This is a genomic window from Actinomyces weissii, from assembly GCF_016598775.1.
Lineage (GTDB): Bacteria > Actinomycetota > Actinomycetes > Actinomycetales > Actinomycetaceae > Actinomyces > Actinomyces weissii.
In genome coordinates this window covers 793167-806625 of sequence record NZ_CP066802.1, presented here as the reverse complement: position 1 = coordinate 806625, position 13459 = coordinate 793167, and the positions used below count along the sequence as shown (strand labels likewise).

The 13459-nt window shown below is 70.7% G+C and carries 12 protein-coding genes; 3 read left to right on the top strand and 9 right to left on the bottom strand.

From position 1 onward, the window contains the following. Nucleotides 1-22: 22 nt before the first annotated feature. Genes JG540_RS03285 through JG540_RS03270 form a run of 4 tightly spaced genes read right to left on the bottom strand, consistent with a single transcriptional unit; the run spans nt 23 to nt 3265 of the window. Entirely contained in the window at nt 23-979 is a 957-nt protein-coding gene (locus tag JG540_RS03285) for an ABC transporter substrate-binding protein (protein WP_200277202.1), read from the bottom strand. Continuing rightward, on the bottom strand, nt 976-1653 hold the full coding sequence (locus JG540_RS03280) for an ABC transporter permease (protein WP_200277199.1): 678 nt from the start codon (nt 1651-1653) through the stop codon (nt 976-978). The genes JG540_RS03285 and JG540_RS03280 overlap by 4 nt, the downstream gene beginning before the upstream one ends. Further along, a complete protein-coding gene (locus tag JG540_RS03275) occupies nt 1650-2327 on the bottom strand; it encodes an ABC transporter permease (RefSeq protein ID WP_200277196.1) in 678 nt (225 codons plus the stop codon). The genes JG540_RS03280 and JG540_RS03275 overlap by 4 nt, the downstream gene beginning before the upstream one ends. Further along, nucleotides 2324-3265, bottom strand: a complete 942-nt coding sequence (locus tag JG540_RS03270) for an ABC transporter ATP-binding protein (protein WP_200277193.1) — start codon at nt 3263-3265, stop codon at nt 2324-2326. The genes JG540_RS03275 and JG540_RS03270 overlap by 4 nt, the downstream gene beginning before the upstream one ends. A 92-nt stretch (nt 3266-3357) precedes the next feature. Here JG540_RS03270 and JG540_RS03265 point away from each other — a divergent pair, with 92 nt between their 5' ends. Continuing rightward, a complete protein-coding gene (locus JG540_RS03265; protein ID WP_200277190.1) occupies nt 3358-3882 on the top strand; it encodes a PadR family transcriptional regulator in 525 nt (174 codons plus the stop codon). 7 nt (nt 3883-3889) lie between these two features. On the opposite strand, the gene aspA is transcribed toward JG540_RS03265, so the two are convergent. After that, the gene (gene aspA / locus JG540_RS03260; RefSeq protein WP_200277188.1) at nt 3890-5353 is read right to left on the bottom strand and encodes an aspartate ammonia-lyase; all 1464 of its coding nucleotides are present in this window, start codon (nt 5351-5353) and stop codon (nt 3890-3892) included. Between the two features lie 696 nt (nt 5354-6049). Between aspA and JG540_RS03255 the strand changes: the two genes are divergently transcribed. Then, nucleotides 6050-7108, top strand: a complete 1059-nt coding sequence (locus JG540_RS03255) for an NAD(P)-dependent alcohol dehydrogenase (protein ID WP_200277185.1) — start codon at nt 6050-6052, stop codon at nt 7106-7108. Between the two features lie 311 nt (nt 7109-7419). Here the strand turns inward: JG540_RS03255 and fumC are convergent, their stop codons facing one another. From fumC to JG540_RS03235, 4 genes are all read right to left on the bottom strand, one after another. Then, entirely contained in the window at nt 7420-8844 is a 1425-nt protein-coding gene (fumC, locus tag JG540_RS03250) for a class II fumarate hydratase (protein WP_200277182.1), read from the bottom strand. A 383-nt stretch (nt 8845-9227) separates the two neighbouring features. After that, complete coding sequence (locus tag JG540_RS03245; RefSeq protein ID WP_234042885.1) at nt 9228-9623, bottom strand: MmcQ/YjbR family DNA-binding protein; 396 nt, start codon at nt 9621-9623, stop codon at nt 9228-9230. 69 nt (nt 9624-9692) lie between these two features. Continuing rightward, nucleotides 9693-9917 (bottom strand): hypothetical protein, encoded by a 225-nt coding sequence (locus JG540_RS03240; RefSeq protein WP_200277179.1) that lies wholly within the window; start codon nt 9915-9917, stop codon nt 9693-9695. A 141-nt stretch (nt 9918-10058) separates the two neighbouring features. After that, entirely contained in the window at nt 10059-10736 is a 678-nt protein-coding gene (locus JG540_RS03235; RefSeq protein WP_200277177.1) for a ferritin-like fold-containing protein, read from the bottom strand. An 817-nt stretch (nt 10737-11553) separates the two neighbouring features. On the opposite strand from JG540_RS03235, the gene JG540_RS03230 reads away from it, so the two are divergent. Further along, complete coding sequence (locus JG540_RS03230) at nt 11554-13401, top strand: DEAD/DEAH box helicase (protein ID WP_200277174.1); 1848 nt, start codon at nt 11554-11556, stop codon at nt 13399-13401. The last annotated feature ends 58 nt before the right edge of the window (nt 13402-13459 follow it).

Here is a 13459-nt window from a genome sequence, read left to right as displayed (position 1 = left end):
TCCGGCCGAGCAGCCTGGCACCTCAGCCCAGGAGCCCCTTGGCGGTGAGCCAGTCCTTGGCGATGATGGCGGCGTCCAGCTGCTCCTTGGTGGAGCGGGTGTTCATCTCCAGCAGGTCCTGGGTGGTCAGCACCGCCGTCACCTTCCCGATGGCCTGGCTGGCGGCCAGCGGCAGGGACACGTTCACCAGGGGGGTGACCTGCTGGGGCAGGATCATGGCCTTGGTGTCCTCCAGCGCCACCAGGTCGTTCTCCACGATGGCCGGGCTGGTGGTGAAGATATTGGCCACGTCCACGGTCCCGTCGGTCAGGGCCTTGACGGTCAGGGGGCCGCCGGAGTCCTCCACGGGGGTGACCTCGGCGTCCACCTCGTAGTGCTTCTTCAGGCCCTCGGGTCCGTAGGGCCGCTTGGCGAACTCGGCGTTGGCCGCCACCTTGACCGTGCGCCCCAGCTTGCTCAGGTCCCCCAGGGTCTTGAGGCCGTACTGCTCAGCCACCGCCCGGGTGACTGTGTAGGAGTCCTGGTCCACCGCCTCGGCAGCGTCCAGCACGGTCAGGTCCTTGGGCAGCACACCGCCGAGCAGGGCCTGGTGCACTGACTGCGCGTCCGTGGCCGTGCCGGACTTGTCGTAGTACTGCAGCAGGTTCCCGCCGTACTCCGGCATGACGTCGATCTGGCCCGCCTCGACCTCCGGCAGGAACACCTCACGCGGGCCGATCTGGTACTCCCGCCGCACAGTGAACCCTGCCTGCTCCAGCATCTGGGCAAAGAGCTCGGCAATGATCCCGTTGGAGAAGTAGCGGGAGCTGCCCACGGTCAGCGTCCCTGCCCCAGCCCCTCCCCCGGCGCCCGCACCGGCCGTGGCAGCGGTGTCACCGGTAGCGAAAGGGTCCTTGCTGGAGCAGGCGGAGAGCACCGGGCCCAGGGCGAGCAGCCCGGCCCCGGTCAGGACGGCACGACGGCTTAGACGGGTGTTCATACGGGTTCCTTCCGGGTGGCCGCGCCTGCCGGTCTGACGGCGCGTTGCAGCAGGGAGTAGCAGGTCTCAGAGAGCAGGGCCAGGACGATGACCAGCATGGAGGAGGACAGCACCATGGCGTAGTTCTGGGTGTTGAGCCCCAGGAACATCAGGCGTCCCAGCCCGCCGGCCCCAGTGTAGGCGGCCAGGGTGGCGGTGGCGATCACCTGCAGGGTGGCTGAGCGCAGGCCCCCGACCAGCAGCGGCGCCCCCAGGGGCACCTCCACACGGGTAAGCACCTGCAGCTCGCTCATGCCGCTGGCCCGGGCCCCGTCAACCGCCACCGGGTCAGCGGACTCCACCCCGGTGTAGGCCCCTGCCAGGACGCTCGGCAGCGCTAGCACCACGAAGGCCAGCAGCGGAGCGCTCAGCCCGATACCGAGCAGCAGCCCCAGGAGGGTGACCACGCCCAGGGTCGGCAGGGCGCGCACGGCCCCGGAGGCCGCCACCACCAGCTCCCGTCCACGGCGTCTGTGCCCCACCCACCAGCCCAACGGGACCCCCAGGGCGGAGGCCAGCAGCACGCCGAGCAGGGAGTAGCCCAGGTGCTGCCCCAGCAGGCGGCCGATCCCCATAGGCCCGCCCCAGTTGGCCGGGTCGAGGATGAACGCGAAGGCTTCACCTAAGTAGTTCATGCCTGCCCTCCTGCGGCCTGTTCGCCAGCGGTCCCCCGGCGACGACGTCGGGTCCAGGGCAGGGCCACCCAGCCCGCCGCGACGACCAGGGCGTCCAGCAGCACCGCCAGCAGCACGGTGGCGACCATGCCCGTGACGATCTCGCCGACGATCCCCCGCTGGAAGCCGTCAGTGAACAGGTGCCCCAGGCTGCGCACCCCCAGGACCGCGCCGATGGTGGTCAGGGAGATGGTGGAGACGGCGACCACCCGCAGGCCCGCCAGGATCGCCGGTCCAGCCAGCGGCAGCTCCACGGTGACGAAGCGCCGCGCCCGCCCCATGCCCATGGCGGTGGCGGCGTCCAGCACCCCCGGGTCCACGGCGTCCAGGGCGGCGACGGCGGTGGGCACCAGCAGGGCCAGGCCGTACAGGGTGGTGGCCACCACCACGTTGATGGGTGAGCGGATACCTGTGCCCAGGATGATGGGCAGCACCACGAACAGCGCCAGGGAGGGGATGGCGTAGAGCAGGGAGGAGCCGGTCACCAGCACGGCCCGGATCATCCGCACCCGCTGGGCCAGGCGGGCCAGCGGCAGGGTCAGCAGGAAGGTGGCGGCGATCGTGGGCACCGCCTGGGCCAGGTGCGCCAGCACCAGACCGCGCACGGTCGGCAGGTTGGCCAGGAGCCAGGTCATGCGTGGTCCTCACCCGGGCCGCCGTCAGGCGCCACGACGGGGCTGGGGCCAGGTGTGCTGCCGACGCCGTCCCCGGCCTCCGCGCCTCTCCCGCTCCCCGTGCTGGACCCGCTCTGCGGGGCGAGGCGTCCGATGGCACGGCCCGCGGAGTCCGCCACCACCCGCTGCCCGGCGATCTCCAGGAGGCTGAGCTGGCGCTCGGCGTCGTCCAGGCCCAGGAAGCTGGCGACGAAGTCGTCCGCCGGGTTGGCCAGCAGCTCGGGGCCGGTGCCCCGCTGGGCCACCTGGGCACCCTTGCGCAGCAGGAAGATCTCGTCCCCCAGGGCCAGCGCCTCCCCGACGTCGTGCGTGACGAACAGGATGGTCTTGGACAGCTCCGCCTGCAGCCGGATCAGCTCTGTCTGGAGCTCACGCCGCACCAGCGGGTCCACCGCCCCGAAGGGCTCGTCCATGAGGAGCACACCGGGGTCTGCCGCCAGGGCGCGGGCGACGCCGACGCGCTGGGCCTGTCCGCCGGAGAGCTCGTGCGGGTAGCGGCTGGCCAGGGCCCGGTCCAGGCCCAGCAGGTCCAGCAGCTCGTAGGCCCGCTGCGTGCAGTCCTCCCGGACCTCGCCCTTGAGCCGGGGGACCAGGGTGATGTTGTCCAGCACGCGCCGGTGCGGCAGCAGGCCGGCGTTCTGGAGCACGTAGCCGATGGAGCGGCGCAGGCACACTGGGTCCTGGCCACGCACGTCCTCCCCGTCCAGCAGCACCCGGCCGCCGGTGGGCTCGACCATGCGGTTCACCATCCGCATAAGCGTGGTCTTGCCACAGCCGGAGGATCCCAGGAGCACCGTGGTGGTGCCAGCGGTGAGCCTGGCGGAGAAGCCGGAGACGGCTGGGGCGGATACCCCGGGGTAGCGCTTGGTTACGGCATCGAACTCGATACTGCTGCTCATGAAGGAGGGTTCTCCTGTCCTTGGTGCGGCACCAGCATAGCGCGCCCCGTTTTTTGAGTCGATTAGATGTAACAGTGAGGTAACCTGAACGGATGCTTGAGCTGCAGATCCTAGGCTTCCTGGACGAGGGCCCGCTGCACGGCTACGAGCTGCGTCGTCGCGTCATTCAACTAGGCGGACCTGGTACCAGGCTGAGTGAGGGAGCACTCTACCCCGCCCTGACCCGGCTGGAGCACCGCGGCCTGGTCAGCCGCTCCGTGGCCCCCGGGGCCCGCGGCCGCGCCAAGCAGGTGCTGTCCATAACCTCAGCGGGCCGCCAGCGCCTGCACCAGCTGCTGCGGGAGGCTACCGGCCCCGACGTCGCCTCCACCCCCCGCTTCATGAAGGTACTGGCCTTCCTGTCCAGGCTGCCCGACCCCCGCGAGCGGCGCACCGTGCTGCTGCGGCGGCTGGCGGTGCTGGACACGCCGCCGTCCTTCTTCACCAGCCCGGAGGGGCGGCCCCAGCGCCTGGGCGGAGAGGAGGACCCCTACCGGCGGGGCATGCTGCTGACCGCCCGGGCGGCGCGCAACGCGGAGCTGGAGTGGCTGCGCGAGGAGCTGGGCACCATGGGCTAGCAGCGGGTCACTCGCCGCGGCGCAGGGTCACGCCTTCCGGCAGCCCCCGCTCGCCCTCGGCGTATATCCTCCCGTGGTAGCGGGGGTGGATGAGGTTCTCGGTGGACAGGATCCTGTCCAGCTCCTCCTCCCCCAGCACGCCCATCTCCAAGGCGACCTCGCGCACGGAGCGCCCAGAGCGGGCGCACTCCTTGCCGATCACGTCCCCCAGGTGGTGGCCGATCACGTCGTTGAGGTAGGTCACGATGCCGATGGAGCGCAGCACCTCGTCGCGGCAGACCTCCACGTTGGCGGTGATGCCGTCCACGCACCGGGTGCGCAGGATGTCCAGGCCCCGGGTGAGCAGGTGCAGGGACTCGAACATGGACTGCGACAGGGCCGGCTCCATGACGTTGAGCTCCAGCTGGCCCGCCTCCGCCGCGAAGCAGACGGCCACGTCGTTGCCGAAGACCTTGAAGCAGATCTGGTTGACGACCTCCGGGATCACCGGGTTCACCTTGGCGGGCATGATCGAGGAGCCCGCCTGCATCTGCGGCAGGTTGATCTCGTTCAGGCCCGCGCGCGGCCCTGAGGACATCAGGCGCAGGTCGTTGCATATCTTGGAGACCTTGGCCGCGGTGCGCTTCACGGTGGAGTGCAGCGCTATATAGGCCCCGTTGTCATAGCTGGACTCGAGCAGGTTGCGTGCGGGCACCACCGGGTAGCCGCTGACCTCCGCCAGGTAGCGGGCCGCCACGGTCGGGAAGTTCGGGGGCGTGTTCAGGCCGGTGCCGATCGCGGTGCCCCCCAGGTTCACCTCCAGGAGCAGGCCCGCGGCCACGGAGACGCGCTCCAGCTCCTCCGTCATGTTCTCCGCGTAGGCGTCAAAGGTCTGCCCCAGGGTCATGGGGACCGCGTCCTGCAGCTGGGTGCGGCCCATCTTCAGGACCGACTCGAACTCCTTGCCCTTGGCCCGCAGGCTGCGTGCGAGGTCCTCGATGGCGCGCAGGAAGTCCTGGGACAGGGTGTAGAGGGCCAGGCGGAAGCCGGTGGGGTAGGCGTCGTTGGTGGACTGGGACTTGTTCACGTGGTCGTTGGGGTTGATGACGTCGTAGCGTCCCTTGGGCAGGCCCAGCAGCTCCAGGGCCAGGTTGGCGACCACCTCGTTGGTGTTCATGTTGATGGAGGTGCCCGCCCCGCCCTGGAAGGAGTCGGTGGGGAACTGGTCCAGGCAGCGGCCCCGCAGCAGGATCTCGTCACAGGCGGCGCAGATGGCGTCGGCGATGTCTCCGGGGAGGGTGCGCAGCTCCTTGTTGGTCAGGGCGGTGGCCTTCTTGACCTGGACCATGGCCTTGATGAGCTCGGGCTCGTCGTTCATGGTGCCCTTGGAGACCTGGAAGTTCTCCAGGGCCCGCAGGGTGTGGATCCCGTAGTACTTGTCGTCTGGGACCTCACGCTGGCCCAGCAGGTCTTCCTCGGTCCGTGTGGTCACGGCGACTCCTTTGACGGGCGGCCTGCTGACGCGGCCTGTGGCGGACCCGCACGGGTGGCGGGGCCGAGGGCGCGCGGGCTGGCACCTTTGCTATGTCCTGGCAAGTGTAGGACCGGGACGCTGCCGCCAGGGCGCGAAACAGCGGGCGGCCCCGGACGCCGTCAGGCACAGGCCCCTGCCGGAACGAGGGCGGGAGGCGGATGACGGAGAGGACCGGAAGACGGCGGGAGGCCGACGACGGCGGACCTAGCCCCCGTCACGGTGGCTGCGACAGCGGCAGCGAGGCCAGGGAAGCCCGAGCTCGAGGCGATCACGGGCCCAGGGCACGCTGCACGCCAGCCCGAAGCAGCAGGAGCGGACGCCCAGGCCCCAGCACCGTGCTCCCGCCCCAGGCAGCCAGCAGCGAGAATGGTTCCCGTAGTCATAATTCCACCGGCGGCGATCACCTACCCCTCCCCCGGGGAAGCAAGGAGCAGGCACCCTTGACCGCAGGGCGCGCTCCGGGACACCGCAGCACACCTGCCTGGGCCCGCCCCAGCCACAGTCCAACGCCCTGGCCGCAGCGCACCGGCCCTGTTACGGACCCGGGCGACGTCGTCGGGAACCGTGCCCGGTAACAGACCGGCCCCGCACAGGCCCGGCAACAGCCACCCCGCCCAGCCAGCCAACCGCCCACCCGCAACCAAGGAGGCCCCCATGCCCGAGGTCCTGGCCTACGCCTGTGACGACGCCACCACCCAGTTCCACCGCACCACCGTCAGGCTGCGGGAGCCCGGCCCCAAGGAGGTCTACCTCGAGGTCAGGTACGCCGGGATCTGCCACTCCGACATCCACAAGGCCCGAGGCGAGTGGGGCCCCGCCAAGTACCCGCTGACCCCCGGCCACGAGATCGTCGGGGTGGTCACCAAGGTGGGCGCCGAGGTCACCAGGCACAAGGTGGGCGACAAGGTCGGTGTCGGCTGCATGGTGGGCTCCTGCGGCCAGTGCGAGTACTGCCAGGCCGACCAGGAGCAGTTCTGCACCGGCACCCCCGGCGGCCTGCAGCGCACCCTGTGGACCTACGGCGACGACGCCGAGGGCAACCCCACCGCAGGCGGCTACGCCCAGGGCTTCACCGTGCCCGAGCACTTCGCCTGCCGGGTCCCCGACGAGATCCCCTTCGAGGCCGCCGCCCCGCTGCTGTGCGCGGGCATCACCACCTACTCTCCCCTAAAGCGTTTCGGGGCCGGGCCGGGCCGCAAGGTGGCCGTCGTCGGCATGGGCGGGCTGGGGCACATGGCGGTGCAGATCGGCGCGGCCATGGGGGCGGAGGTCTCCGTGATCTCCCACGGGCGCTCCAAGGAGGCCGACGCGCTGCGCTTCGGGGCCAAGAGCTTCCACGCCACCAGCGAGCCGGGGACGCTGGAGGCGCTGCGCGGCACCTTTGACGTGATCCTGTGCACGGTCGGCGCCGACGACCTGGACTACGCCGGGCTGCTGAACACCCTGCGGCCCTTCGGCTGCTTCGTTGACGTGGGGCTGCCCGAGGCCCCTACCACCCTGCACCTGGCCACCCTGGTCCAGGGCTCCAAGTCGCTGGCGGGATCACAGATCGGGGGGATCGCCGAGACCCAGGAGATGCTGGAGTTCTGCGCCGCCCACGGGATCGCGCCCCAGGTGGAGATCATCAGCGGCGAGCAGATCACCCAGGCCTATGACCGGGTGGTGGGCTCCCAGGTCCGCTACCGCTACGTGATCGACACCTCCACCTTCTGAGGGCGGGCGACGACGGGGCGGGGGCGTCCGCCCCGACTCCAGCCCCCGCACGGCGCCTCACCCGGCCCCGCCCCGTCGGCTGCTGGGCGCCTCGCCCGGCCCGGTCCCAGCCCCCGCAGGTCGACTCCCCCACCCCTGACACAGCCTCGTCCTCAGGACCACTGGCCCGGCCCGCAGTCCCAGTCCCGCACCACCGCGAGACGCCCGCCCAGCCCCGGTAGGGGGCCAGGCGGGCGCCGTCGTCGTTGCTACTGGAAAGCCGCAGCCCCCAGAAAGCCGCAGCCCCTATGAGACCGCAGCTACCGGGAGGCTCAGTCCTCAGCGGCGCTGGGGTGGGTCATGTCCATGGGAACCACCCACTTGTCGAACTCCGCCTCCGTGACGAAGCCCAGCTCCAGGGCCGACTCCCGCAGCGACAGGCCCTTGTGGTGGGCGTTCTTGGCGATCTTGGAGGCCTTGTCGTAGCCGATGTGCCGGTTCAGGGCCGTCACCTGCATCAGGTTGGTGCCCAGGTTGGCGGCGATCTTCTCCAGGTTAGGCTCGATCCCGTAGGCGCAGTTCTCGTCGAAGGACACGCAGGCGTCACCCAGCAGCTTGATGGACTCCAGCACGCACCAGGCCATCACGGGCTTGAACACGTTGAGCTGGAAGTTGCCCTGGGAGCCCGCGAAGCCCACGGTGGCGTCGTTGCCGAAGACCTTCACGGCCACCATGGTCATGGCCTCGCACTGGGTGGGGTTGACCTTGCCCGGCATGATCGAGCTGCCCGGCTCGTTCTCGGGGATCAGCAGCTCGCCGATGCCGTTGCGCGGCCCGGAGGCGTACCAGCGCACGTCGTTGGCGATCTTCATCAGGGCGTCGGCCAGCACCCGCAGGGCGCCGGAGACCAGCACCAGGGCGTCGTGAGCGCCCAGCGCCGCGAAGAGGTTGTCGGCCTGCTTGAACTCGATACCGGTCTCCTCGCTGATCTTCTGGGCGGCCAGCTCACCGAACCTGGGGTGCGCGTTCAGGCCGGTGCCCACGGCGGTGCCGCCGATGGCCAGCTCCCGGGCGCGGGAGTCGGCGTAGCGGATGCCGTCCAGGGCGAAGTCGATCTGGGCGACCCAGCCGGAGAAGACCTGCCCCAGGGTGATGGGGGTGGCGTCCTGCAGGTGGGTGCGCCCCACCATGACCACGTCCTGGTACTCCTGGGCCTTCTTGTCCAGGGTGTCGCGCAGCTGCATGACCCGCGGGTACATGACCTGCAGCTCGTTGACGACGGCGATGTGCATGGCCGTGGGGAAGGTGTCGTTGGAGGACTGGCCCCGGTTGACGTGGTCGTTGGGGTGCACCGGGGTCTTGGAGCCCATCTCCCCGCCCGCCAGCTCGATGGCCCGGTTGGAGATGACCTCGTTGGAGTTCATGTTGGACTGGGTGCCGGAGCCGGTCTGGAACACCACCAGGGGGAAGTGCTCGTCCAGCTTGCCGGAGATGACCTCGTCACCGGCCTGGGCGATCAGCCTGGCGATGTCCTGGGGCAGCTCGCCCAGCTCGGCGTTGGCCAGGGCGGCAGACTTCTTGAGGATGCCCAGGGCCTTGATCAGGGGGGAGGTCAGCACGAAGGTCGGGCGGCCAATGTCAAAGTTTGTAAGGGAGCGCTGGGTCTGGGCGCCCCAGTAACGGTCGGAGGCAACCTCGACGGTGCCCATGGAGTCGGACTCGGTGCGCGTCGTCGCGCTGGTGCTCTTGTCAGCCATGGGCCCTAGGCTAGCCAATCGTGGGCGCCCGCAGGCAAGGACCTGGGCCCCAGCCCACGGTGGTCCCGGCCCGGGGGCTGTCTGTGGCCTGGGTGCCTGTGGCCTGGGGCTGGCGGTGGCCTGGGGCTGGCGGTGGCCTGGGTACCTGTGGCCTTTGCGTCCGAATCGATGACAAAGCGGCCGCGCTTGGTTGAGACCTCGATCGGGAGTGCTGGAACCGCACCGTTCCAGATCTGCTCGCGAGCCGACTTGGGGCGTTCGTCATCAATCTGGACACTCTGACCTGACGGCGGAACGGGTCCGCGGCAGGCCCTCATCCGGCCAGCCCGGCGGCGACGGCGTAGCGCTGCGGGTCCACCGGCCGCACCGCCCGCGGCAGGCCCTCATCCGGCCAGCCCGGCGGCGACGGCGTAGCGCTGCGGGTCCACCGGCCGCACCGCCCGCGGCAGGCCCTCCACCACCAGCAGGTAGGAGGTGGTCACCAGCTCCTCCACCAGCGCCGTCTCCAGCCCCTCCCCCGGGGTCACGGTCACCCAGTGCCGCTTGCTCATGTGGTAGCCAGGGGCGATGAAGGGGTACTGACGGCGCAGGGCCACGCCGTCGGGCGGGTCCACCTTCACGTTGAGCATCTGAGGGCCGGTGGAGCTGGTGAGCAGCGCGAATATCTTGCCGCGCACCTTGTACACGTCCCAGCGGGGCCCGAAGGGCTGCTCCAGGCCGGAGCCAGGCAGCCCCTGGGCCACCTCGTGCGCGCACTGGTACAGCTGCTCACCGTCCACACGCCGATGATCGCACGGGCAGCGCGCGGGCGGCCAGGCAGGTGGAGCGCCTGGCCGCCCCTCCCGCGCTCACACGCAGTGGTGCTTCTCGCAGAAGACGTGCTCGCCGTCGATCTTGAAGCCGTCCCGCTCGGCGGCACGCAGGGCGTCGTCCGGCGTGTAGGACAGGGCCAGCACCCGCTCGATGGCGGTGCCGTCGGGGTCGTGCACGGTGTCCACCACCCGGTGGGCGACCATGCGCTCGCAACCCTCGTGGTCACATCTGACGGCCAGGGCCTCGCGGCTGATGAGCATGTCTTCTCCTCCTTGAGAACGGCTGTGGTGGCGTGGACCACCTCCTGCCCTTTATACCCGCGCCGCGCCCCGCCCGCGCGGAAAGCAGACACCCCGGTAGGGCCTGCTGCCAAGACGCAACCCGCTGCGCGAGGACGCCGCTCAGCCGCGCAGGCCCAGCCCCTGCATCCGGTTGACCGCCCCTTGGGAGAGGACCTGGTGCAGTACCTCGGCGCTGGCTGCTCCACTGGCCAGCTCCGGGTGCTGGCCCAGCATGCGCACCAGCAGGCCCATCTCCTCACCGACGACGCGCCGCCCCCACAGTCCCAGGCGGGCAGCGAGCTGGTCGTCGGCGTCGATGGCGGGCACCAGCTCGCGGGAGGCCAGCGCCCCCAGGTGCTCGTCAGCGAGCTCGTCCAACAGGGAGCCCCGCAGCGGCTCCGGCAGGCCGTCAGCCAGGGCCATGCAGAAGTCGATGAGCAGCCCGAAGGCCAGGTAGGTCTTGACCATGCGCTCCGGCCAGTCCGCCGGGCGCAGCCGCTCGTCGAAGTCCCCCAAGGAGCCCACGAAGCGCTGTGTCTGGACGGCGGCGTCCACCCCCTGGGCGGCGGCGGCCTCCGCCACCCGGTCGTACCCGGCGACCGCTGCGGCGCTCATGCGCATCAGGGACACCCGGGCGGCCATGGTGGGGGCCTTGTCCGCGTCCTTGGCGTAGCGGGTGCAGGCCACGGTGCGGGAGTAGGCCACCACCCCGACCACGGCGCTGACGGTAGCCGGGCTGCTGGGTGTGCTGGAGGTACTGGCGGCACCGGCGCGGGACTCAGGGGTGGGCTCGCTCATGGCTAGGGAGTCTAGTGGCTGCCCGGGCAGTGGGACTGGGGCCAGCTACCCACCGACGACGGAGTCGGGCTTCTGCGGGGCGTGAGCACCGTCGAATGGGGCGTGGGCTCCGCCGGGGCGTGGACTTCTAGCGGGGCGTGGACTTCTGGCTGGATGTGAGCACCGTCGAACGGGGCATGGGCTCCGCCTCCCGGTGGAGGTGTCCTTATACAGCGTGTCAAGGTGCGGTAGCTAGTTCGGGTTCTGGTTGGGGCGTAGGGGATGTTTTCTGTGGTCATGGCGTGTAGCTGTGGTGCGGGGTGACTTGTGCATTTCGGCGCGAGTGGTGCGGTTTTCCGGCACCACTCGCGCCGAAATGCACCAGTGGAGGCGAGGAGTAGGGGGCATGGTCTGCTTGAGGCGCTTGTGTCCCGTGTGGGAGGTACGCGCAACCCGAGACCCACCCAGGCCGGACCTGGGACTGACTCAAAAGGAGTAGACGACCGCGCGCTCACCCCGAGACACACCCAGGCTGGGCACCCCACCAGGGCGTGAGTTCCACCACGGCACCGGCAGGCGGCGGCGTCAACCGTTCCAATAGCGGGCTTTTGTCGCTAGCCTGGCCCAGACCACGGTTGCCCGGTCGTCATGCCTTCTTCACCTGCCCGCCCCCAGTGGCCCAGCGCAGGACGTGATTCCACGATCGGCTGCCACACGACCGCTGCCGAGGCGGCCCGGGCCGAGCGCCGCTCCTAAGCGCTGCTCCCCACACAGCGGGCCGCCGTCTGCCTCCCGCACCGGGACCAGCCAGGCAGTGCACAAGCAGACAAGGCGAATATTGACCAAGCACAGCGCCTCCGCCCCGACGCCGGAGGAGACCCTCACCCCAGCCACCGCCAGCACCCCGGCTACCCCGGCTAGCGCAGCCACCCCGGCTGCCCCAGCCACTGCGCCCAGCGCACCCAGCGCCCCCTCCGCACCCAGCGCCCCTGAGGCAGACACCCCGGCCAGCTCGGGCATCATCGAGACCGCCTCCGCCCACGCCCCCGTGCTGGACGAGGCCACCCCCGACATCACCGACGAAGGCGGCGCCGAGGACCTCACCCGCAAGACCTTCGCCCAGTACGGCGTGGAGCCCGAGATCTGCGCGGCCCTGGCCGCCAAGGGCATCACCCACCCCTTCCCCATCCAGGCCCTGACCCTCCCCGTGGCCCTGGGCGGGCAGGACATCATCGGCCAGGCCAAGACCGGCACCGGCAAGACCCTGGGCTTCGGCCTGCCCCTGCTCATGGACACCCTGGGGCCCGGCGAGGAGGGCTGGGACGAGGACCCCGCCTCCGGCTCCCCCCAGGCCCTGGTGGTGCTGCCCACCCGTGAGCTCGCCAAGCAGGTCGCCGAGGAGCTGGCCATGGCCGCCGCCAAGCGCACCGTGCGCATCGTGCAGGTCTATGGCGGACGCGCCTACGAGCCACAGATCGAGGCCCTGGAGAAGGGGGCCGAGGTCGTCGTCGGCACCCCTGGGCGGCTGATCGACCTGATGGACCGCGGCGTGCTGAACCTGGACCACGTGACCACCGTGGTGCTGGACGAGGCCGACGAGATGCTGGACCTGGGCTTCCTGCCGGACGTGGAGAAGATCCTGGCCCGCACCCGCCCTGACCGCCAGACCATGCTGTTCTCCGCCACCATGCCCGGCGCCGTCGTCTCCCTGGCGCGCCGCTACATGACCAAGCCCACCCACATCCGCGCCCAGGACCCCGGCGACGAGTCCATGACCGTCCAGACGGTCCAGCAGGTCGTCTACCGCACCCACGCACTGAACAAGATTGAGGTGGTCTCCCGGATCCTGCAGGCCGAGGGCCGGGGACGCACCATCATCTTTGCCCGCACCAAGCGCACTGCCGCCCGGGTGGCCGAGGACCTGGGGGCCCGCGGCTTCGCCACCGGCGCCCTGCACGGGGACCTGGGCCAGGGGGCGCGCGAGCAGGCCCTGCGCGCCTTCCGCAACGGCAAGGTGGACGTGCTGGTGGCCACCGACGTCGCCGCCCGCGGCATCGACGTGGACGACGTCACCCACGTCATCAACTACCAGTGCCCGGAGGACGAGAAGATCTACGTCCACCGGATCGGGCGCACGGGCCGGGCCGGGAGCTCCGGTACCGCAGTGACCTTCGTGGACTGGGATGACACCCCCCGCTGGCGGCTGATCGCCAAGGCCCTGGGCCTGCCGGTGGAGGAGCCGGTGGAGACATACCACACCAGCGCGCACCTGTTCGCGGACCTGAGCATCCCAGAGGGGGTCACCGGCAGCCTCCCCAAGGAGAAGCGGGTCCTGGCCGGGCTGGCGGCGGAGGAGATCGAGGACCTGGGCGAGACCGGCAAGCACGGTGGCCGGGGGCGTCAGGGGCGTGGCCGGGGCCGTCAAGAGCGTGGCCGGGGCCGGTCGGAGCAGAGCGGTCGCGGCGGCAGGCGTGGCCGGGATGGCCAGGGCGAGGGCTCGGGCCGAGGCGGTCGAGGCAAGGACCGCCAGGCGCAGGGCGAGGGCGGTGGAGCCGCCTCCAAGGCTGGCGGGCTCAAGGAACGGGCCTCCAGGCAGGACGGCGAGCCGCGGCGTCCCCGTAAGCGCAAGCGCACCCGGGCGGGCAAGCCGGTGGACGGCAGCCAGTCAGCAGGCACCCAAGACTGACCCCCTCCCCACCCAACCCCCTTGTTTACCGCGAGACCGGGACATATGTACCGCGAGA